17 protein-coding genes are annotated in these 20,461 nt (G+C 74.5%); 5 read left to right on the forward strand and 12 right to left on the reverse strand.

Annotated elements, in window-relative coordinates; all coding sequences use genetic code 11:
• Window positions 1-487: YsnF/AvaK domain-containing protein (locus IE321_RS20605; RefSeq protein ID WP_190224041.1), on the forward strand; the 487-nt coding region annotated here is incomplete at its 5' end.
• A 167-nt stretch (window positions 488-654) separates the two neighbouring features.
• Here IE321_RS20605 and IE321_RS20610 read toward each other — a convergent pair.
• From IE321_RS20610 to IE321_RS20620, 3 genes are read right to left on the reverse strand one after another with little or no spacing between them, the layout of a single operon-like run.
• Entirely contained in the window at window positions 655-1,302 is a 648-nt protein-coding gene (locus IE321_RS20610; protein WP_190224042.1) for a hypothetical protein, read from the reverse strand.
• A complete protein-coding gene (locus IE321_RS20615) occupies window positions 1,302-1,844 on the reverse strand; it encodes a SigE family RNA polymerase sigma factor (protein WP_190224043.1) in 543 nt (180 codons plus the stop codon). The genes IE321_RS20610 and IE321_RS20615 overlap by 1 nt, the downstream gene beginning before the upstream one ends.
• Complete coding sequence (locus IE321_RS20620) at window positions 1,831-2,865, reverse strand: LacI family DNA-binding transcriptional regulator (RefSeq protein ID WP_190224044.1); 1,035 nt, start codon at window positions 2,863-2,865, stop codon at window positions 1,831-1,833. Before IE321_RS20620 ends, IE321_RS20615 begins: the two co-directional genes overlap by 14 nt.
• A 330-nt stretch (window positions 2,866-3,195) precedes the next feature.
• Here IE321_RS20620 and IE321_RS20625 point away from each other — a divergent pair, with 330 nt between their 5' ends.
• On the forward strand, window positions 3,196-6,081 hold the full coding sequence (locus IE321_RS20625) for a glycoside hydrolase family 2 TIM barrel-domain containing protein (RefSeq protein ID WP_190224045.1): 2,886 nt from the start codon (window positions 3,196-3,198) through the stop codon (window positions 6,079-6,081).
• Window positions 6,082-6,121: 40 nt separating this feature from the next.
• On the opposite strand, the gene IE321_RS20630 is transcribed toward IE321_RS20625, so the two are convergent.
• Together IE321_RS20630 and IE321_RS20635 are read right to left on the reverse strand one after the other, a co-directional pair.
• Window positions 6,122-6,793, reverse strand: coding sequence for a response regulator (locus IE321_RS20630; protein ID WP_190224046.1), 672 nt, complete (start codon window positions 6,791-6,793; stop codon window positions 6,122-6,124).
• A complete protein-coding gene (locus IE321_RS20635) occupies window positions 6,790-7,983 on the reverse strand; it encodes a sensor histidine kinase (protein ID WP_190224047.1) in 1,194 nt (397 codons plus the stop codon). Before IE321_RS20635 ends, IE321_RS20630 begins: the two co-directional genes overlap by 4 nt.
• Before the next feature lie 132 nt (window positions 7,984-8,115).
• On the opposite strand from IE321_RS20635, the gene IE321_RS20640 reads away from it, so the two are divergent.
• On the forward strand, window positions 8,116-9,093 hold the full coding sequence (locus tag IE321_RS20640; RefSeq protein WP_190224048.1) for an ATP-binding cassette domain-containing protein: 978 nt from the start codon (window positions 8,116-8,118) through the stop codon (window positions 9,091-9,093).
• The gene (locus IE321_RS20645; RefSeq protein WP_190224049.1) at window positions 9,090-9,962 is read left to right on the forward strand and encodes an ABC transporter permease; all 873 of its coding nucleotides are present in this window, start codon (window positions 9,090-9,092) and stop codon (window positions 9,960-9,962) included. Before IE321_RS20640 ends, IE321_RS20645 begins: the two co-directional genes overlap by 4 nt.
• A gap of 7 nt (window positions 9,963-9,969) precedes the next feature.
• Here IE321_RS20645 and IE321_RS20650 read toward each other — a convergent pair whose 3' ends face one another.
• The 7 genes from IE321_RS20650 to arfA all read right to left on the reverse strand — a co-directional run bounded on the left by IE321_RS20650 (window position 9,970) and on the right by arfA (window position 19,455).
• Window positions 9,970-11,016 carry a rhamnogalacturonan acetylesterase gene (locus IE321_RS20650; RefSeq protein WP_190224050.1) on the reverse strand — a complete coding sequence of 349 codons (1,047 nt, stop codon included), beginning with the start codon at window positions 11,014-11,016 and terminating at the stop codon, window positions 9,970-9,972.
• A 35-nt stretch (window positions 11,017-11,051) separates the two neighbouring features.
• A complete protein-coding gene (locus IE321_RS20655) occupies window positions 11,052-13,784 on the reverse strand; it encodes an exo-rhamnogalacturonan lyase family protein (RefSeq protein ID WP_190224051.1) in 2,733 nt (910 codons plus the stop codon).
• A 243-nt stretch (window positions 13,785-14,027) separates the two neighbouring features.
• Window positions 14,028-14,612 (reverse strand): hypothetical protein, encoded by a 585-nt coding sequence (locus tag IE321_RS20660; protein ID WP_190224052.1) that lies wholly within the window; start codon window positions 14,610-14,612, stop codon window positions 14,028-14,030.
• On the reverse strand, window positions 14,609-15,466 hold the full coding sequence (locus IE321_RS20665) for a carbohydrate ABC transporter permease (protein WP_226652732.1): 858 nt from the start codon (window positions 15,464-15,466) through the stop codon (window positions 14,609-14,611). The genes IE321_RS20660 and IE321_RS20665 overlap by 4 nt, the downstream gene beginning before the upstream one ends.
• Entirely contained in the window at window positions 15,463-16,488 is a 1,026-nt protein-coding gene (locus IE321_RS20670; RefSeq protein ID WP_190224053.1) for a carbohydrate ABC transporter permease, read from the reverse strand. Before IE321_RS20670 ends, IE321_RS20665 begins: the two co-directional genes overlap by 4 nt.
• On the reverse strand, window positions 16,488-17,771 hold the full coding sequence (locus IE321_RS20675) for an ABC transporter substrate-binding protein (RefSeq protein WP_190224054.1): 1,284 nt from the start codon (window positions 17,769-17,771) through the stop codon (window positions 16,488-16,490). Before IE321_RS20675 ends, IE321_RS20670 begins: the two co-directional genes overlap by 1 nt.
• A 160-nt stretch (window positions 17,772-17,931) precedes the next feature.
• Window positions 17,932-19,455 (reverse strand): arabinosylfuranosidase ArfA, encoded by a 1,524-nt coding sequence (gene arfA, locus IE321_RS20680; RefSeq protein ID WP_190224055.1) that lies wholly within the window; start codon window positions 19,453-19,455, stop codon window positions 17,932-17,934.
• A 178-nt stretch (window positions 19,456-19,633) separates the two neighbouring features.
• Here arfA and IE321_RS20685 point away from each other — a divergent pair, with 178 nt between their 5' ends.
• The gene (locus IE321_RS20685; protein ID WP_190224056.1) at window positions 19,634-20,440 is read left to right on the forward strand and encodes an MBL fold metallo-hydrolase; all 807 of its coding nucleotides are present in this window, start codon (window positions 19,634-19,636) and stop codon (window positions 20,438-20,440) included.
• Window positions 20,441-20,461 lie beyond the last annotated feature (21 nt).

The raw sequence follows: 20,461 nt of genomic DNA on the forward strand, positions 1-20,461 counted from the left end.
CGCCGTCCTCGCCGGCGCCGCCGGCACGGCGGGCACGGCCGGTACCGCGGGCATGCCCGGCACGGACGACACGGCGGCTCCGCTCGGCGACGCGATGACCCGTTCCGAGGAGCGGATGCACGTCGGCACCGAGGAGGTCGAGACAGGACACGTCCGGCTGCGCAAGTACGTCGTCACCGAGGAGGTCCAGCAGACCGTGCCGGTGCGCCACGAGGAGGTCCGCGTGGTGCGCGAGCCGATCACGGACGCCAACCGCGACGAGGCCCTGTCCGGACCCGAGATCTCCGAGGCCGAGCACGAGGTGACCCTGCACGAGGAGCGTCCGGTCGTCGAGACCCGGGCCGTCCCCGTCGAGCGGGTCCGCCTGGAGACCGACGAGGTCACCGAGGAGGAGACCGTCACCGGTCAGGTCCGCAAGGAGCGGATCGAGATCGAGGGCGAGGACACCGGTGTCGCCCGGGACCCCGGCGACGGGCTCGGCAGGTGACCCACCACCACCCGGAGGCCGGGCGGCATCGCCGCCCGGCCTCCGTCCGTCGTGCCGGACGAGCGGGTCCAGGCGGTCGAGGGCGGTGGCGGCGCCGAGGAAGCCGGTGCCGGTGGAGCCGCTGACGACGTTCAGCCGGAGGACGTCGTACGGGGCGGTGTCCGGTCTCAGCCGAAGCCGCCCCGGAGGGTCGTCCGGCCGCCGTCGGGGGCGGTGAGGACGACGGTGTAGGTGTCGGCGGAGGCGTCGCGGGTGCCTTCGGCGTGGTTGTACTGGGCGGCGAAGGTGTGCGGGCCGGCGGGGACCGCGCGGCCCTCCTTCAGCGTCCAGCGGTAGACGAGGGCGCCGCGCTCCTCCGCGACCGTGACGGTGAAGTCGTCGGCCGAACGGGTCTGCCACCGACCCGTGCTGACGACCCCTCCGGTGAGGGCGACGCGCAGCTCGACGGTGAGGGCGGTGACCTCGACGTCCGAGGTGACCGCCAGGTCGCTCTGCGCCCACCAGCGGTTGCTGCCGGGGTCGACGCTGCCGGCCGCGCGGGCCGGCGGGTCGGGCGCGACGGCGACCGGCGGCGGCGCGGGCCGGTCCTGGAGGGCGGTCACGGCGAGGCCACCGAGGGCGACGACGCCCACGAGCCCGGCGGCGACGGTCACCGCGACCGGCCAGCGGCGCCCCGCGCCGAAGCCCCGGCTCCGCTCCCGCCGGGGCGGCGGCGCGGCCATGCCGCGTTCGACGCGGGCCAGGATCCGGGCCCGGTCGGGGCGGTGCGCGGCCGCCGCCTCGCGCAGCTCGCCGCGCAGCCGTGTCTCGTCCATCAGCGCCTCCCCGAGGCGAGTTCGGTGGCGGCCCGTCCGCCGAGCAGCTTCTGCAGCTCCGCCATGCCCTTGGCGGTCTGGCTCTTGACCGTGCCGACCGAGACGCCCAGGGCCAGGGCGGTGTCCCGCTCCGAGAGGTCGAAGGCGTGCCGGAGGACGACACAGGCCCGCTTGCGGAACGGCAGGGCGCGCAGCGCGGTCCGCACGTCGACGACGGCGGGGACGTCCGGGTCCTCGGTGTGCTCCGGGCGGCGGTCCCAGAAGGCGGCGATCCGGCGGCGCTCGCGGACGGTGCCGCGGATGCGGCTGCGGACGAGGTTGGCGACGACGCCCCGGGCGTAGGCGGCGGGGTGGTCGGCGGCGCGGACCCGGTCCCAGCGGTGCCAGAGCGCCAGCATGGCGTCGGCGGCGAGGTCGTCGGCGGCGTCGGTCTCGCCGGTCAGGAGGTGCGCGAGGCGGGCGAGTTCGGCGTAGTGGCGGTCGAAGAAGGCGCGGAACTCGGCCGCGGCGTCCGGCTCCTCGCCGGTGTCAGTCCCGGCCACGGCCGTCCCCGGGTGCGGCGGGCGCCGGGCCGGTGCTCGCGCGGACGGTGAGGCGCGGGGGAAGGAGTTCGGTGCCGGGGACGGCGGCGCCGCCGAGCCGGGCGACGAGCCGTTCGACGGCGATCCGCCCCAGGTCCTGGGCGGGCACGGTGACGGCGGTGAGCGGTACGGAGGCGTGCGCGGCCACCTGGTCGGGGCAGACCGCGACGACGGAGACGTCCTCGGGGACGGCGCGGCCCTGGTGCCGCAGGACCGCCAGGAGCGGCTCGACGGCGGCCTCGTTCTGCACGAGGAGGGCGGTGGTGCCGGGGCGCTCCTCGAAGATCCGGGTGACGGCTGCGGAGACGGCCGCGTAGGTGCCGTCGACGGGCCGGTGGAGCAGCTCGACGCCGTGCGCCTCGGCGGCGGCGCGGACGCCCGCGAGGGTGCGCTCGGCGTAGCCGGTGCCCCGGGCGTAGACGGCGGGGGGTTCGCCGAGGACGGCGAGGCGGCGGTGGCCGAGGCCGGCGAGGTGGTCCACGCAGCGGGCGCCGGCGGCGGCGAAGTCGAGGTCCACGCAGTCGAGTCCGGCGGGGTCGGCGGGCAGGCCGATGAGGACGGAGGGCCGCTCGGCCTCCCGGAGGAGGGGCAGGCGGGGGTCGTCGAGTTCGACGTCCATGACGATCATGCCGTCGGCGATGGCGCTGCCCTCGACCCTGCGGACGGCCTCGGGGCCCTCCTCGCCGGTGAGCAGCAGGACGTCGTGGCCGTGGGTGCGGGCCGTGGTGGTGACGGCCATGGCGATCTCCATCATCACCGGCACGTACAGGCCGGTGCGCAGCGGCATCATCAGCGCGAGGATGCTGGTCCGGCCGCCGGCCAGGGCGCGGGCCCCGGCGTGCGGGCGGTAGCCGAGCGCGTCGATGGAGTCCTGGATGCGCTCGCGGGTGGCGGCGGAGATGGACCGCTTGCCGCTCAGGACGTAGCTGACGGTGCTGGCCGACACACCGGCGTGACGGGCGACGTCGGCGAGGGTGACCACGTGCGCGCTCCTCGGCTGTTCCGGGCGGGTGCGCCGGGGTGGGGCGGAGGGTCCTCCGGACGCGGCGGAGGGTCCTCCGGGGTGGTGGGGTGCCCGTCGACGACAGGGACCCCCGACCCTAGGCGTCCGCTCGTCGGACTGTCCAGGCGGGGTGCGAAGAGTCCAAGGGCCGGGGTGCCGCGCGGGGTTGTGCGGGGGCGTGCGACGGGGTGGGATGGAACCGGTCGCGCAAGCGCTTTCCGGCAGGTGTCCCTCCCCTGCCGCTTCCTCCCCTCCCCTTCCCCCGTCTCTTCGCCCGTCCCTTTTCGCCGCCCTTCCGTTGGGAGCACCATGACCGGTCTGCCCTGGTACACGTCCTTCGCCCCCGAGCACGGCACCCTGCCGCCACGCGCCTGGACCGCCGCATCCGACGCGGCGCGGCTGCCGCTCGGCGGCGACTGGGCGTTCCGCCTCTCCCCCGCCGCCGACGCGGCGGACACCGCGTTCACCGAGCCCGGATTCGACGCGGGCGGCTGGCGGACCGTCACCGTGCCGGGGCACTGGGTCCTCCAGGGGAAGGACGGGGAGTTCGGCGGGCCCGCGTACACCAATGTCGTCTACCCCTTCCCGGTCGACCCGCCGCACGTGCCGGACGAGAACCCGACCGGGGACCACCTGCGCCGGTTCGACCTGCCGGACGACTGGCCGGCGGAGGGCGGGGCGGTGCTCCGCTTCGACGGGGTCGAGTCCTGTGCCCAGGTGTGGCTGAACGGCACCGAGCTGGGCTGGTTCAAGGGCTCCCGGCTCGCCCACGAGTTCGCCGTCGGGGAGCTGCTGCGGGAGCGGGACAACGTCCTCGCGGTCCGCGTCCACCAGTGGTCCTCGGGGTCGTACCTGGAGGACCAGGACCAGTGGTGGCTGCCCGGCGTCTTCCGGGAGGTGACGCTGCTGCACCGCCCGGAGGGCGCCGTCGGCGACCACTTCGTGCACGCCTCGTACGACCACGCCACCGGCACCGGCGAGCTGCGGGTGGACTGCGACGTGCCCGCCCGGGTCCGGGTGCCGGAGCTGGGGCTCGACCTGGCCGCCGGGGAGTCCGTCAGGATGCCGGTGGAGCCGTGGAGCGCCGAGGTGCCCCGGCTGTACGACGGCGAGCTGACGGCCGGCGGGGAGCGGATCGGACTGCGGATCGGCTTCCGCTCGGTGTACGTGGAGGACGGCGTCCTCAAGGCCAACGGGCGGCGGATCCTCTTCCGGGGCGTCAACCGGCACGAGTTCCACCCGGAGACCGGGCGGACCCTGGACCCGGAGACGATGCGCGCGGACGTCGAGCTGATGAAGCGGCACCACGTCAACGCCGTCCGGACCTCGCACTACCCGCCGCACCCGGCCTTCCTCGACCTGTGCGACACCTACGGCCTGTGGGTGATCGACGAGGGCGACCTGGAGACCCACGGCTTCGAGGAGCTGGGCTGGCGGGGCAATCCGGTGGACGACGAGCGGTGGACGCCCGCGCTGCTCGACCGGGCGGCCCGGCTGGTCGAGCGGGACAAGAACCATCCGTCGGTGGTGCTGTGGTCGCTGGGCAACGAGTGCGGCACCGGGGCCGGGCTGACCGCGATGGCCCGCTGGATCCACGACCGGGACCCGTCGCGGCCGGTGCACTACGAGGGCGACCGGTCCTGCGCCGACGTGGACGTGTACTCCCGGATGTACCCGCCGCACGCCGAGGTGGCGGAGATCGGCCGGCGCGAGGACGGGGGCCCGGCGGCCCGGCGCGCCCTGCCCCTCGTCCTCTGCGAGTACGCGCACGCGATGGGCAACGGCCCCGGCGGACTCGACGAGTACCAGCGCCTCTTCGAGACGTACGAGCGCTGCCAGGGCGGGTTCGTGTGGGAGTGGATCGACCACGGCCTGGTCCATCCGGTGCACGGCTTCGGCTACGGCGGCGACTTCGGGGAGGAGCTGCACGACGGCAACTTCGTCTGCGACGGGCTGCTCTTCCCGGACCGGACGCCCTCGCCGGGCCTCCTCGCGTACAAGAAGGTGATCGAGCCGGTGCGGATCGCGCCGGGCGAGCGGCCGGGCACGGTCGCGGTCCGCAACCTCCACGACGTGGCCGACCTGTCCGCCTACGCCTTCCGGTGGGAGTTCCTCGCGGACGGCGAGGTGGTGGCCGAAGGGCCGCTGACGGTGCCTCCGACGGCCGCCGGGGAGCGGACCGAGGCGGCCCTGCCGGAGCCGCCCGCGCACGCGGCGGACGCGGAGACGCTGTGGACGGTGCGGGCGCTGCTGGCCGCCGCGACGCCATGGGCGGAGTCCGGCCACGAGATGGCCTGGGGACAGTGGCCCGTGACCGGGCGGCGCCCCCTCGCCCAGCCGTCCCCGGCCCGCCGGCCGGCCGTGGAGGACGGGCGGATCGTCCTCGGCCCGGCGGTGCTCGACGCGCGCTCGGGCGCGCTCGTCTCGCTGGGCGGTCTGGCGGTGTCCGGGTTCGGGCTGGACGTGTGGCGGGCGCCGACGGACAACGACGAGGGCGCGCCCTGGCAGCCCGACGTGCGGTGGGGGCCGCTCTGGCGACAGCTGGGCCTGCACCGGATGCGGCACCGCACGGACGGGGTGGCGCCGGACGGCGAGGGGGTGACGGTCCGGAGCCGGTTGGCGCCCGCGGGCCGCGACTTCGGGCTGGCCGTGACGTACCGCTGGTCCGGGGGCGGCGCGGCGGCGCGGCTGGACGTGGACGTGGTGCCGGAGGGCACGTGGCCGGTGCCGCTGCCCCGGCTCGGGGTGCGGCTCGGCCTGCCGGCCGCGCTCGACCGGGCGGTCTGGTACGGCGGCGGCCCCGGGGAGGCCTACCCGGACACCCGGGCGGCGGCCCGCCTCGGCCGCTGGGAGTCGACGGTGGCCGGCCTCCAGACGCCGTACGTGCGCCCGCAGGAGAACGGCGCCCGGATCGACACCCGGTGGCTGGAGCTCTCGGACGGGGCCGGCGCGGGGCTGCGCGTGGCGGGCGAGCCGTCCTTCTGGTTCACGGCCCGCCGCTGGACCCACGCGGAGCTGGACGCCGCCGCGCACCGCCCGGACCTGGTGCCGGGCGACACGCTGTGGCTGAACCTGGACCACGCCCTGCACGGCATCGGCTCCCAGTCCTGCGGCCCGGGCGTGCTCCCGGAGCACCGCCTGGACGCGTCCCCGGCGTCCTTCGCCCTGTCGTTCGCCCCGCTCGGGCGAGGGTGACGCAGGCAGCGGCCCCGCGGGCCGATCGGCCGTCCGCGGCTCACAGGCCCGGGGCCACCAGTCCGAACTCGTACGCCAGGATCACCAGGTGGATGCGGTCGCGGGCGGCGAGCCGGGTGAGCAGCCGGGCCACATGGGCCTTGGCGGTGGCCGGGCTGATGAAGAGCTCGCCCGCGATCTCCTGGTTGGACAGGCCCCGCCCCACGAGGGTGAGGACCTCCCGCTCGCGGTCCGTGACGGTCGCGGGGAGGGGCCGGGCAGCGGGAGCGACGGGAGCGGGCGGCCGGGCGAAGGCGGCGATCAGGCGGGTGGTCACCGCCGGGGCGATCAGCGCGTCCCCGCCCGCGACCACCCGGACGGCGCCGAGGATGTCGTCGAGGTCCATGTCCTTGACGAGGAAGCCGCAGGCGCCGGCGCGCAGCGCCCCGTACACGTTCTCGTCGTCGTCGAAGGTGGTCAGGACCAGCACCCGGGCGCCGCTGGGGCCTTCGGCGACGAGCCGGGTCGCCTCGATGCCGTCCATGACCGGCATCCGTACGTCCATCAGCACCACGTCGGGACGGGTCCGCTCGGCCAGGACGACCGCCTCGGCGCCGTCGGCGGCCTCGCCGACCACGTCGAGGTCGGGCGTCTCGGCCGCCAGCAGCCGCAGGCCCGCCCGGATGAGGGGCTGGTCGTCGACGAGGAGGAGGCGAATGGGGGCGGCCGTCACCGGGACTCCTCCGGGGCGGGCAGGCGGGCCGCGACGCGGAAGCCGCCGCCCGGTCGCGGTCCGGCCGTGAACTCGCCGTGCAGCAGGGCGACCCGCTCGCGCATGCCGGTGATGCCGTAGCCTGCGCCGGATCCCCGCGAGCCGTCCCCGCGGCCGCCGGCCCGGTCCGGGAGGCGGGGGCCGTCGTCCGTGACCTCGACGCCGACCGCGCCGCCGCTCAGGTCGACGACGACCCGGCAGGCGTCGGTGCGCGCGTGCCGCACCACGTTGGTGATTCCTTCCTGCACGATCCGGTACGCGGCGAGTTCGACGTCCGGCGGGAGCCCGCGGGGCGTCCCGCGCCGCTCCAGGCCGACGCGCACGCCCGCGCGGGCGGTCGCCGCCACGAGCCGGTCGAGGTCCGCGAGACCGGGCGCGGGTGCGCGCGGCGCGGCCTCGGGGTCGTCCGCGCGGAGGGCGACCAGCATCCGGCGCAGCCCGGCCAGGGTGTCCTTCCCGGTGCTCTCGATCGCGGCGAGCGCCCGGTGGGCCTCCTCGGGCCGGGAGCCGGCGACCCGGCGGCCCACCCCGGCCTGGATGGTGATGACGCCGATGCTGTGCGCCACCATGTCGTGCAGTTCCCGGGCGATGCGCAGCCGCTCCGTCGTGACGGCCTCGGCCGCCTCCCGTGACCGCAGCTCCCGGGCGTGGCGGCGCCGCTCGCGCAGCAGGTGGCCGGCGGTCCAGGCCAACGCGTCGGTGAGCACGAGCACGACGAGTTCGGAGACGTACACGTCCGCGCCCGTGCGCGCGAGCCCCAGGGAGAACGCCTGCACGGCGAGGGTCGCGTCGGTGGCCGCGGCGGCGGCGCGGGCGCGGCGGGTGGCGGCCACGTACGCCACGGCGAGGCCGGCGAGGAGCGCCTGCGCCTGACCGAGCTGCCAGCCGACGCCCCTGCCGGGCGGATACAGGGAGGCGATCCGCGAGGAGGCCACGACCGCCGCCGAGGCCGATCCGGCCAGGAGCACGGCGAGCGCGGCCCCCGGGCGGCGCGGGAAGAGCGGGACGACCAGCGCCGCCGACAGCACGGGCAGCACGAGACGTGCCCCGGTGGGCTCCGCGGTGTGCAGGACCACGGCGGTCGGCACCGCGAGGTAGGCGAGGGCGGCCGCCCAGGTGAGCGCACGGGTCACGGCCGGGGGAACGGTCATGCGGGAATCCTAGGAAGTGCAGCCGGGCGGCGCATCGGCCCGGCGGCTTACGCCCGCGGGCCACAGGGCGGCCCCCGGGGCACGCCCGTCGGCCGATGCCGGGAGGGGGCGTCCGGCGGCAGCGTGGACGGCGTGATCGAAGCGAACGCACTCACCAGACGCTACGGCGCCGTCACGGCGGTCGACCGGCTGTCCTTCACCGTCCGGCCGGGCCGGGTGACCGGCTTCCTCGGCCCCAACGGGGCGGGCAAGTCCACCACCCTGCGCATGATCCTCGGCCTCACGGCGCCGACCTCCGGCACGGTCACGGTCGACGGCCGGCCGTTCCGTGACCGGCCGCGCGGACTCCGGCACGTCGGAGCCCTCCTCGACGCCCACGAGGTGCACGGGGGCCGTAGCGCCCGCGCCCACCTGTCCGCGCTGGCCCACGGCAACGGCCTGCCGGTCCGCCGGGTCGAGGAGGTCCTCGGCACGGTCGGGCTGGCCGCGGCGGCCGGCCGGCGGATCGGCGGCTTCTCCCTGGGCATGAAGCAGCGGCTCGGGATCGCCGCCGCTCTCCTCGGCGACCCGCCGGTCCTCCTCTTCGACGAACCGCTCAACGGCCTCGACCCGGAGGGCGTCCGCTGGGTGCGGGGCCTGTTCCGGTCGCTGGCCGCGGAGGGCCGGGCGGTCCTGGTCTCCAGCCACCTCATGGGCGAGATGGAGCACACCGCCGACGACCTGCTCGTGGTGGGCCGGGGCCGGGTCGTCGCCGCGGAGCCGCTCTCGGTCTTCGCCGCCCGGGGCGGGGGCACGACCGTCGTGGTCCGCACCCCGGACCCGCCGGCCCTCGCCGACGCGCTGCGGGCCGAGCCCGGGGCGGCGCTCCGCGAGTCCGGCGACGGCGGCTGGACGGTGACCGGCGTGAGCGCCGAGCGCGTCGGCGACCTGGCGCACGCGCACGGGGTGCGGCTGCACGCGCTGTCCGCCCGGACGGCCTCGCTGGAGCAGGTGTTCCTGGAACTGACCGCCGAGCAGGTCGAATTCGGCGTCCCTCAGCCCCCCGGGCCGGGTCCCGGACACCCCGTCGCGCCCCTGCCCGTGTCCGGCCGTGAGGAGTCCACCCGATGAACGCCCCCGCATCCGTCCGCCACCTCGCCCCGCCGGCGGGGCCGACGCGGTTCCGGCACCTGATCCGCTCGGAGTGGACCAAACTGTGGTCGCTGCGCTCGACCCCGTACGCCCTCGGCGTGGGCGGACTCGTGGTGACCGGGATCTGCGTCAACGCGGCCCGGTCGAACGCGGACCGGCTCGACCACGGACCTCTCCCGCCGCCGGGGGCGGGGGCCGACCCCGCCCGCGAGGCCGCGCCCTTCGCGTTCGACGCGCTGGGGACCGCTTTCGTCGACCCCGCCTGGCAGTTGCTGATGGTGCTCGCCGCCTGCCTCGGCGCGGCCGCGCTCTCCGGCGAGTACGCGACGGGCCTGGCACGGACCACGTTCGCGGCCGTACCGGACCGGCGGTCGGTCGTCGCCGCGAAGGCGTTCGTGGTGACGGCGGTGCTGCTCGTCTTCGGCGCCTGCGTGACCCTCACGTCCTTCGGGGCGACGCAGGCGCTGCTGCGGGACCACGGGGGTCTGTCGCTGTCGGATCCGGGCGCGGCACGGGCCGTGGTCGCGTCCGCGCTGCTCGCGCCGGTGTGCGGCCTTGCGGGCCTGGCGGCCGGGGCGCTGGTGCGCCACGCGGCCGGGGCCGCCGTCACGGTGATCGGCGTGCTCCTGCTGGTGCCCGCGCTGTTCCAGGGGGACACGTACCGCTGGGTGCGGGAGACGGGCCATCTGCTGCCCCTGGACGCCTGGGTGACGCTCGTCCGCGACCCGGCGCTGCCGGTGCCGGAGAAGTACCCGGCGACGGCGACGGAGGCCTGGGCCGTCCTCTGCGCCTGGGCGGCGGCGGGGCTCGCCGTCGCGGTGGCGGCGGTCCGCCACCGCGACGTCTGAGCCCGCCCTAGCGGAGCGCCCGCTCGGGCAGCAGGCCCTGGGCCTTCAACTCGGCGGCGACGAGGGCCGCGTACTCGGTTGCGCCGCGGACCGAGGTGTGGGTGTTGTCCCGCTTCTCGGTCGTCAGGTAGAGCGCCTTGGACGCCTCGGGTCCGAGCTCTTCGACCCGGGCCTTGGTGAGGGCGGTGAGGTCGATCAGCGGGGTGCCGAGGGAGGCGGCGAGGGCGCGGATCTCGGCCGGGTGGTCGACGCCGAGACCGTTGACGAGCAGGGCGACGCCGTTGTCGAGGGTGCCGTCGGCGTTGAACCAGCGGCGCACCACGGGGGTGACGAGGACGGGTGCGCCGCCCCGGGCCCGTACCCGCTCGACCAGGGTGGTGAGGTGGGCGCGGTAGGTGGCGGCGTCCGTCTGCTTGTCGTTGTGGGCGAGCTGGATCAGGACGGGGTCGCCGGGCCGGATCGCGGCCTCGACGGTGTCGAAGAGCGCCGGGTTCGCGAGGTAGGTGACGGTGCTCTCGCCGGAGTCGGCGTGGTTGGCGACGGCGACGCCCCGCTTCAGGTGGACGGGGAGGCGCTGGCCCCAGCCGGTGTACGGGTCGCCGGGCTGGTCGCAGACGGTGGAGTCGCCGATCAGGAAGAGGCGGGTCGCGTGGGGGGCGGGGGTGACGCGGAGGGAGTCGACGCGCGGGGCGGAGCCGTCGAGGAGCAGGTCGAGGCCGGGGGTGCCGGCGGGCCCGGTGGGTTCCCCCTCCGGGTCGCGGACGTCGACGGTGAAGGAGCGGCGGATCCGCTCGCCGGCCGCGGTCGGGGTCTCGGCGAGCAGGGCGCGCCGGGTCTCCCCGCTGATCCCGGTGGCGCCGGCGGTGTCGCCGCCGAGGGTGACGGTGACGTCGTACGTGCCGGGGGCGAGGTCGAAGTGGCAGGCGAGGGCGCCGGTCCCGGTGGCGGCGCAGTGGTCGAGGCCCTGGCCGTAGGGGTTCTCGCCGGCCTGGGCGGGTGCGGTGGCGGCGAGCAGCGCGAGCAGGCTCGCCGCCAGGACGGGTGTCCTCTTCATCGGGCTTCTCCGGTTCATCGGGCTTCTCCGGTCCGTCACGCGGGGAGGTGGTCGCCGACGAGGGCGAGGTTCTGGATGGCGGCGAGGCCGTAGAGGGCGGTGGTGTTGGTGCTGATCCAGAGGTGTTCGTAGCCGGGTTCGAGGGCGGCGGGGCCCTGCACGGGCGTCTTGTCCCAGACCATGGCGGAGGTGTAGCCGTCGCTCTTGTCGAACTTGGCCCAGGCCCGCTGGGCGAGCTTGGCGTCGTTCAGCTGGGCGGCGGCGTAGGCGTCCTGGCGGGAGTGGCCCTGGAAGAGGAGGAGGGTGCCGAAGTTCTGTCCGTAGCGGGCGGCCTGCTCGGTCTTGGAGGCGTTGAAGTAGCGGCAGTAGTCGAGCCAGGCGTTCTTGAAGGCCGGCAGGTCGACGAGGTCGATGAGCTCGGCGCACATCTCGACCAGGCCGAACATGGCGGAGAGGTGGGAGACGCCGACGACGGGCTGTTCGGCGACGGCGAAGCGGCCGGTGTCGAGGTCGTAGAGGCCGGTGCCCTGGACGAAGCCGTTGGGCTGGGCGGCGATGGTCTCCATGGTGGAGCGCAGGCGCGCCTCGGCCTTGGCGGCCTTGGGTCCGCCGCGCTCCCACTCGGTGAGCCAGGCGGCGGCGAGGCCGCTCCAGTCGGTGCCGAAGCCTATGGAGAGGGCGTGGCGGTCGGGGGTGTAGGGCTCGGTGCGGATCTTGCGGATGGGGTCGAGGACGAGGAAGGTCTCGTCGGAGTCGACCAGGTCGTGCATGAGGTCGCCGACGCGTTCGTCGGCGGTGAGGAAGTAGTAGGGCCGGCGGTAGACGGCGGTGGAGATCCGCTGCTGCTTCGCGCTGTCGGCGAAGTGCTGGACGCCGTGGCGGGTGCCGAGGCCGGCCCATTGCCCGAGGTGGTACACGTCGACCTCGCCGGTGTGGCGGGTCATGGCCTCGGCGAAGCGGAAGACGTCGGCGCGGCCGGAGCGCAGGTAGGCGTACCAGAGCCACAGGTCGGGCGAGAGCTCCGAGTTGTCCCAGGCGTAGCCGCCGACGTCGTACCGCCACTGGTGCCGGTCCTCGTCGTAGGTGTGCATGATGTCGCCGTAGTCCCAGAAGCCGTACCAGCGGCGCTGCTCGGCCTGGTCCTTGTAGTAGGAGAAGAGGTAGTCGAGGCGGTCCTCGATCTTCGCCTTCGCGGGGGTGGAGCGGTCGACGGGCGAGAACAGTCCGCCGAACACCCGGGCGCGGACGAGGTCCTCGGGGCTCGCGGCGAGCTGCGGCGGGACGCGGACGGCGGCGGCCTGGGCGACGAGGGCGGCGGCGGTCGGGGTGGCGGCGTTGGCCCAGAACATCAGCTCGCTGGTGCGGGCGATGCCGTAGGGGGTGCCGAAGCCGGGCTCGTGGTCCTCGTAGGTGATGTTGAGCCCTTCGAGCTGCTCGGGGAAGGTGTCCTGGCCCATGCCGTCGTGGTAGAAGCGCAGGTCCATGGGCTGGGCCTCGGGCGACCAGAGCCAGAGGGTGACCTCGGCCTCGTCGCCGGCGGCGCTGCGGACGTCGAGCTGGGCGGGGTGCTTCTGCCAGAAGTCCCGGAGGCCGAAGGAGAGTCCGCCGCTCGCGCCGCCGACGTAGCCGAAGCCGCCGGCGCGGCGGCCGCCGCCGGCGGGGATCCAGCCGTGTCCCGGCTTGGTCCGCTTGCGGATGCCGAAGCCGTCGGCGGTGAGCTGGGAGAGGGTGTAGTCGCCCCACGTCGGGATGTACTGCAGCCGGGTGGTGACGCGCTGGTCCCAGGTGGCCGGGTCGGGCAGCCTCTCGCCCTTGACCTGGGCGGCGCGGACGGCGGCGCCGGGGTCGCGGCGCAGGCCGGTGACGCCCTGGACGGCCTCGGTGAGGAAGCCCTGGTCCTGGCCGGCGAGGCGGACGTGCCGGTCGTAGGGGGCGTCGCGCATCGGGACGGTGAAGCGGACGCCGAGGCCGCGGATGAAGTCCTTGTCCTGGTCGCCGTCGAAGGTGATCGTGTGGATCATCCGAAGGGCCTCGGAGCCGGCGTGGAAGTAGAGCCGGACCGAGAAGGGCAGCCAGCTGCGGCTCCCCTTGCGGTGCTTGCCGTCGACGCGGACCACGGCCCTTACGGGGCCCGCCTGTTCGACGACGGCGCCGGAGATCTCGCCGTCGAACCGCTCCCACTTGGCGTTGCCCTGGTCGCCGTCGTCGAGGTCGCCCTGGCGCAGCAGCACGAGGCGTCCGTCGGTGGCGATCTTCACGCCGTCACGGGTCAGGGATTCGACGAGCTTCCCGCCGTCCTTCCACAGGACGGCCTTGACGACGCCGGTGTCGACGGTGATCCGGCGGCCGGACTCGGTGACCGTGACGGTCTTCGCGCCGGCGGCGGGGGTGCCGGGGGCGAGGGAGTAGCGCTCGGCCCCGGCCGCCTCGGGGCCGACGGCGTGGGCGGTCCACTTGAGGGAGCCGTCGGGCCACCGGGCGGTGGTCCAGGTCTGTACGGGGACGGGGGCGCCGTCGGCGGTGGTGAGGGCGAACTCGCGGTCGCCCGGGTGGACGCCCTTGGGCCAGGCGACGCCGAAGGTCGACCCTCCGGCGGCGCCGAGGCCGCCCGGCTCCAGCCAGGAGACGCTCGCGGGTCGCTCCTCCGCGGGCACCTCGGCGGCGGGCGCGGCCTGCGCCTCGTTCCGGCCGAGCACCCAGCTGAACTGGGCGGCGGCGCCGGCGACGGCGGCCGCCTTGAGGAGGGAACGACGGGGTATCGAGGACACGGGAACTCCTTTCGAGGGCATGCCGGAGACATGCCTGCGGGAGGGGGAGGGGCGCGGTGGTACGCGGCGGGGCGCGGGCCAAGCGGGCGCCCGCCGACGCGCACGGGCCGGGCCGTACGAGCCGGGCACGGGCCCGTCAGGCGGTACGAGCCGGGCCCGCGGGCGGCCGGAGCGGCGGGCCCGTCGGGGTCGCGTCCCCCGCGGCCGGAGGCGTACGGCCCCGGCCGCGGGGGCGTGCGGTGGTCAGGCGTCCGCGAGGGCGGTGGACGCTCGGTGTTCGGCCGCCAGGGTGGCGGCCGGCAGGAGGCCCAGGGCGGGGAGGGCCAGGGGGGCGGAGAACCAGGCCGAGGCGGCGACCACCGCCAGGCCGCAGACGACGAGCAGGGAGCCGGCCGGGTCCCGCAGCGCGCGGCGTCCGGCGTCCGGGAGGAGCGCCCGCCAGGAGGCACCGGGCCGCCAGGCGGTGGCCGCCCGCAGCAGGGTGACGGTCGCCCAGAGCGCCACGAGGAGCGCGAGGGCCCCGGCCGCCCGGCCGCCGGGCACCGGCAGCGCCCGTACGAACGCGAGGTCCGCGCCGACGAGGGCGAGGGCTGCCCAGTAGACGAGGCCCGCCGCCCGCCCGCCGCCCCGCAGCGCGGCGCGCAGGGCGGCGGCGAAGGACCGCAGCCCGGTCCCCTCGCCCTCGACGGTGCGCCGCAGGTGCCCCGCGCCGGCGGCGAGCGCCGCCGGCAGGGTGACGAGCGGGAGCGCGGCGACGGCGATCCACACCCCCGTCAGCAGGCACTCGGCGAAGACGCCGAACCGGGCGAGGAAGCGGTCGCGCCTCACTTGAGCCCCGAAGTGGCCATGCCGTCGATGAGGTACCGCTGGAAGGCGAGGAAGAAGGCGACCACGGGCAGCAGCGCCACGAGCGACATCGCGATCATGCCGCCGTAGTTGGCGACGCCGTCCTGGTCGACGAACATCTTGAGGCCGAGGGAGACGGTGTACTTCTCGGGTTCGTTGAGGTAGATCAGCGGGCCCATGAAGTCGTTCCACGCGTTGATGAAGGTGAAGATGGCGCTGGTGATGAGCGCGGGCCGGCACAGCGGCAGCACGATCGACCAGTAGACGCGCAGGTGTCCGCAGCCGTCCAGCCGGGCCGCCTCGTCCAGTTCCCGGGGCAGGGCCCGCATGAACTGGACCATCAGGAAGACGAAGAACGCGTCCGTGGCGAGGTACTTGCCGAGCAGCAACGGCGTGTAGGTGTTGACCAGTTCGAGCTTCTGGAAGAGCACGTACTGCGGGATGAGCAGCACGTGGTAGGGCAGGAGCAGGGTGCCGATCATCAGCGTGAAGAGCAGGTTGCGGCCCGCGAAGCCGATCTTGGCGAAGGCGTAGGCGGCGAGCGAGCTGGAGGCCAGCACGCCGACGACCGAGGCGAGCGCCAGGAAGAGCGAGTTGCCGAAGAAGGTGGAGACGGGGATGTCGGCGATGCCGTCGGCGAGCCGCCGGTAGTTGTCGGTGATGGGGTCCGTCGGGAGGACGTTCAGACTGCCGACGATCTCGTCGTTCGGCTTGAACGAGCCGCCGATCACCCAGATCACCGGGTAGAGCACCACGGCGAGGACGGCGAGGGAGCCGAGGTGCCAGGCGAGGGAGCCGGCGCGCAGGCCCCGCGTCCCGGTGCGGACGAGGCTCATCGGCCTCCCTCCTCGTAGTGCACCCAGCGCCGCTGGGACCAGAACAGGACCGCCGTGACCAGGCCGACGGCGAGCAGCAGCATCCAGGCCATCGCGGAGGCGAGGCCCATCCGGCTGTTCTCGAAGCCCTGGACGTAGAGGTAGCAGGTGTAGACGAGCGTGCCGTCGGCCGGGCCGCAGGCGTTGCCCTGGCTGCCGATGATGTAGGCGGAGCCGAAGATCTGGAAGGAGTGGATGGTCTCCAGGAGCACGTTGAAGAAGAGCACCGGGGAGATCATCGGCAGGGTGATGTTCCAGAACCGGCGCCACGGTCCCGCGCCGTCCATCTGCGCCGCCTCGTACAGCTCGCGGGGCACCTGCTTGAGCCCGGCGAGGAAGATGACCATGGGTGCGCCGAACTGCCAGACGGTGAGCGCCACCAGGGCGTAGATGATCTTGTCGGGGTCGCCGATCCAGCCGCCCGGGTCGAGGCCGATCAGCTGCTGGGCCCGGTCGACCGGGGCGCCGTCGGCGAAGAGGGCGCGCCAGACGATGGCGATGGAGACGCTGGCGCCGATGAGCGAGGGGGCGTAGAAGGCGGCCCGGTAGAAGCCCTGTCCGCGCCGGCTCTGGTTGAGGAGGACGGCGACGCCGAGGGCGGCGGCCAGCTTCAGCGGGGTGCCGAGGACCACGTACCAGCCGGTGACCTCGACGGAGGTGCGCCAGCGGGGGTCGCCGAACATCTCGGTGAAGTTGTCCAGCCCGATCCAGCGGGGGGCGTCGAAGAGGTTGTAGTCGGTGAAGGCGAAGTAGAGCGAGACGGCCATCGGGCCCGCGGTGAGCAGCAGGAAGCCGGTGAGCCAGGGGGACATGAAGAGGTAGCCGGCGAGGTTCTCGCGGGCGGCGCGGGACCGGGCGGCGCGGCCCGCCGTACGGCGGGGGCGCCCGCCGCCGGGGGCGGGCACCGCGGGCGCGGCCCCCTTCCCCGGCGGGGCCGCGTCCCGGGCGGCGGGGGTCGGTACGGTGGTCACGGCGGCGTCCATCAGGAGGAGAGGGCCGTCTTCGCCTCGGTGAAGTACTGCTTCACCGCGTCGGCGACGGTCCGGGTGCCCAGGGACATCTCCTCGGAGAGGCGCAGGAAGGCCGCCTCGCAGACGTCGGCGCCGGCCGGGTGCGGGGTGATCGGCTCCAGGACGCGGGTCTCGACGAGCTGCTTCTCGTAGGCGGCGATCTGCCGGCCGACCTCGTCGGTGGGCGCGTAGGCGGCGTTCTGCGCCTCGGTGGCGGGGACGCCGCGGTCGTAGCCCATGATCTTCCCGACCTCGGGGTCGTGGACCATGAAGTCGATGAACTGGGCGACCTCCTTCGGGTGCTTGGTGCGCCGGGAGGCGCTGAGCATGAGCGAACCGAGGTACTGGCCGGTGCGCTTGCCGTCCGTGGTCGGGATGGGTGCGAGGCCGTACCGGCTCTTGCCCTCGGCGGTGTAGCGGACGGCGAAGTTGTCCCAGGTGAACTCGCAGCCGGCGAGTTCGGCGGTGACGGCGGACTTCGGCTTGGCCTGGATGGTCTTCTTCGGGTCGGCGTAGACGCCGGACCTCAGCCGCTCGGCCGCCTTGTTCCACCAGTCCGTCAGATCGGCCTCGGTGAAGCCGAGTCCGGAGGCGGTGAAGAAGGCCTTGCCCTGCTGGCGCAGGTACATGTCGTACAGGTACATGATCCCGTAGGGGCCCGCGTCGCCGGCCCGGCCGGCGGTCTCCCGGATCTTCGCCAGGGCGTCGTGGTACTCGTCCCAGGTCCAGCCGGGCTTCGGGGTGACCTTGGCCTTCTCGAAGACGGTCCGGTCGACGACGAGGGCCATCGAGTTGGAGCCGACGGGGACGCCGAGCAGCTTGCCGTCGACCTCGCCGAACTTCTCCAGTCCGGCCCGGAAGCCCTCCATGCGGAGGTTCCCGGCCTCGACCTGCTCGCGCAGGTCGAGGAGGACGTTCTTGGCGTCGTACTTGCGCAGGAAGCCGATGGCGTTCTGGAAGACGTCCGGGGTGTTGCCGCCGGACGCCTGGGTGTTGAACTTCTTCCAGAAGTCGGCGTACGGCTGGAAGTCGGTCTTGACCTTGATCTTCGGGAACTTCTTCTCGAAGAGGGCGATCGACTGGTTGATCCGCTTGGCGCGGTCGTCGGACCCCCACCAGGTGTACCGGATGGTGACGGTGCCGTCGCCGCCCCCGGAGCCGCTTCCGCAGCCCGCCGCGGTCAGGCCGAGTGCCGCCACCGAGCCACCCGTGATCTTCAGCAGACTCCGACGGTCGACAGTGCCATGAGTACGCACAGTTCGTCCTCCCGCGCGTGATTAGAACGTTTCAGGAAAGCGCTTGCTGGGTCACCGTAGGGTTGCCCGTCAGCCACGTCAACGCTTCGGACAGGATCTTTCGAAGCGCTTCGAATCCAGGGCGGGCGCCGCCACGATGAAAGGATTCAAATAGAGGGGGTCAGGCGAGCCGGACGACGTTCCACGACATCGGCTCCAGGACGGCCCTCAGCACGCCGTCCGCCAGCTCCGTGCCGGCCACCGCGTGGGGCACCACCCGGCCGGGATCGGCCAGGGTGTTGCACGCCTCCGGATCCGCGTCGGAGAGCGCGCTGTGCTCCACCACCTCCGTCAGGCCGAAGCCGCGCAGGGTCACGTCGAGCGGCAGCGCCCGGTGCCGGTCGCGGTTGACCGCGAAGACCGTCACGCCGCCGTCCTCGTCCCGTACGGCGGTGGCGTGCAGCAGCGGCACCTCGCCGTACTTCTCCGTCCGGTACGCGGGCGAGACCGGGCGCACGTCGAGGACGGTCCCCTGCCCGTGCCGCGCCGCCTGCGCGAAGGGGAAGAAGGTGGTCTGCCGCCAGGCCGGGCCGCCGGGCTCGGTCATGATCGGCGCGATCACGTTCACCAGCTGGGCGAGGCAGGCCACCGCGATCCGGTCGGCGTGCCGCAGCAGCGTGATGAGCAACGAGCCGAAGACGACCGCGTCGGTGACGGTGTAGACGTCCTCCAGGAGCCGGGGCGCCTCCTGCCAGTCCTCGAAGGGGTGCGGGTTGGGGCGGCGCTGGTACCAGACGTTCCACTCGTCGAACGAGAGCGTCAGCCGCTTCGGCGACTTGAGCCGGGCGCCGACGTGGTCGCAGGTGGCGACCACCTCCTCGATGAACGCCTCCATGTGGACGGCGGAGGCCAGGAAGGAGTCCCGGTCGCCGTCCGTCTCCTCGTAGTAGGCGTGCAGCGAGACGTGGTCGACCACCTCGTACGTCTCCGCCAGCACGGTCGCCTCCCAGGAGGCGAAGGTCGGCAGGTCGCGGGCGGAGCTGCCGCAGGCGACGAGTTCGAGGTCCGGGTCGATCTGGCGCAGGGCCCGGGCGGTCTGGGCGGCGAGCCGGCCGTACTCCTCCGCGGTCTTCTGGCCCGTCTGCCAGGTGCCGTCCATCTCGTTGCCGAGGCACCACAGGCGGATGCCGAAGGGGTCCTTGTCGCCGTGCGCGATCCGGCGGTCCGACAGCGCGGTGCCCGCGGGGTGGTTGGCGTACTCGACGAGGTCCATGGCCTCCGCGATGCCGCGGGTGCCGAGGTTGACCGCCATCATCGGCTCCGCCCGGGGACCGAGCTTGCGCAGGAAGGTCATGAACTCGCCGAGGCCGAAACGGTTCGACTCGGTGGAGCGCCAGGCGACGTCGAGCCGCCGCGGCCGCTCCTCGACCGGACCGACGCCGTCCTCCCAGCGGTAGCCGGAGACGAAGTTGCCGCCCGGGTAGCGCACGACGGTGACGCCCAGCTCGCGGACCAGCTCCAGGACGTCGGTGCGCAGTCCGTCCTCGTCGGCGGCGGGGTGTCCCGGCTCGTGGATGCCGGTGTAGACGCAGCGCCCGAGGTGCTCGACGAAGGAGCCGTACAGGCGCGGATCGACGCGGCCGACGGTGAAGTCGGGGTCGAGGGTGAAACGAGCGGTGCGGGTGGTGCGTTCGGGATGGGACACGCGATTCCCTCTCGTTCAAGGCGTTCGAAATATCGACCAACGGTCGTATGTCCGAACGAGAACGTAGGAGGGGAGCCCGCGCGCGTCAATGGACCTCCGGAGCGGGCCGCCCGGGCGACGGGACGGGAGCGGGGAACCGTCTGGCGGCGGGCCGCCCGGCGGTGGCACCATCGGACGGATGCTCCCTTCCCTCAAGCTCGGTCCGTACACCGTCCTCGCGCTCGCCGACGGCGCCGGCCCCTTCTTCTCCCCCAGGTCGGAGGCGTTCCCCGACGCCACCGACGAGCAGTGGGCGGCGGCCGACCGCTTCGATCCCGGCGCGCTCGACGCCGACGGCCGCTGGTGGCTCCGCTTCCGCGCGTTCGCGATCCTCGGCGAGCGCGGCGTGACGCTCGTCGACGCGGGGATCGGCCCGGCCGACAGCCCGGCGGCGGCGTGGGCGCCCGTGCCCGGGGTGCTGCCCGACTCCCTGGCCGCCGCCGGGATCGACCCGTCCGACGTCGACACCGTGGTGCTCACCCACCTGCACACCGACCACGTCGGCTGGGCCGTCGTCGGCACGGACGCGGCACGGCCGTACTTCCCGAACGCCGAGTACCTGCTCCAGCGCGCCGAGCTCGACGCGCTCGACGCGATCAACCCCCTGCTGCGGTCCCGGCTCGTCGACCCGCTGCGGAAGACCGACCAGCTGCGGCTGCTCGACGGCGCGACCGCGCTGCGCGGCGGCGAGCGCGTCCTCGCCACGCCCGGTCACACGCCCGGCCACCAGAGCGTGCTCGTCACGTCCGGGCGCGAACGCCTCGCCGTCACCGGCGACCTGCTCGTGCACGCGATCCAGCTGCTCCACCCCGCGCTCGCCTACGCCCACGAGATGGACCCCGAGCGGGCCCGGGCCTCGCGCGAGCGGCTGCTGCGCACCGGGGACGCCGACACCCTCCACCTCGCGACACCGCACCTGACCGAACCGTTCGTCACCTCGCGCTGACCCGGCCGTCCGTCGCTCGCA

Source organism: Streptomyces hydrogenans (assembly GCF_014656075.1).
In the GTDB taxonomy this organism is placed as follows: domain Bacteria; phylum Actinomycetota; class Actinomycetes; order Streptomycetales; family Streptomycetaceae; genus Streptomyces; species Streptomyces hydrogenans.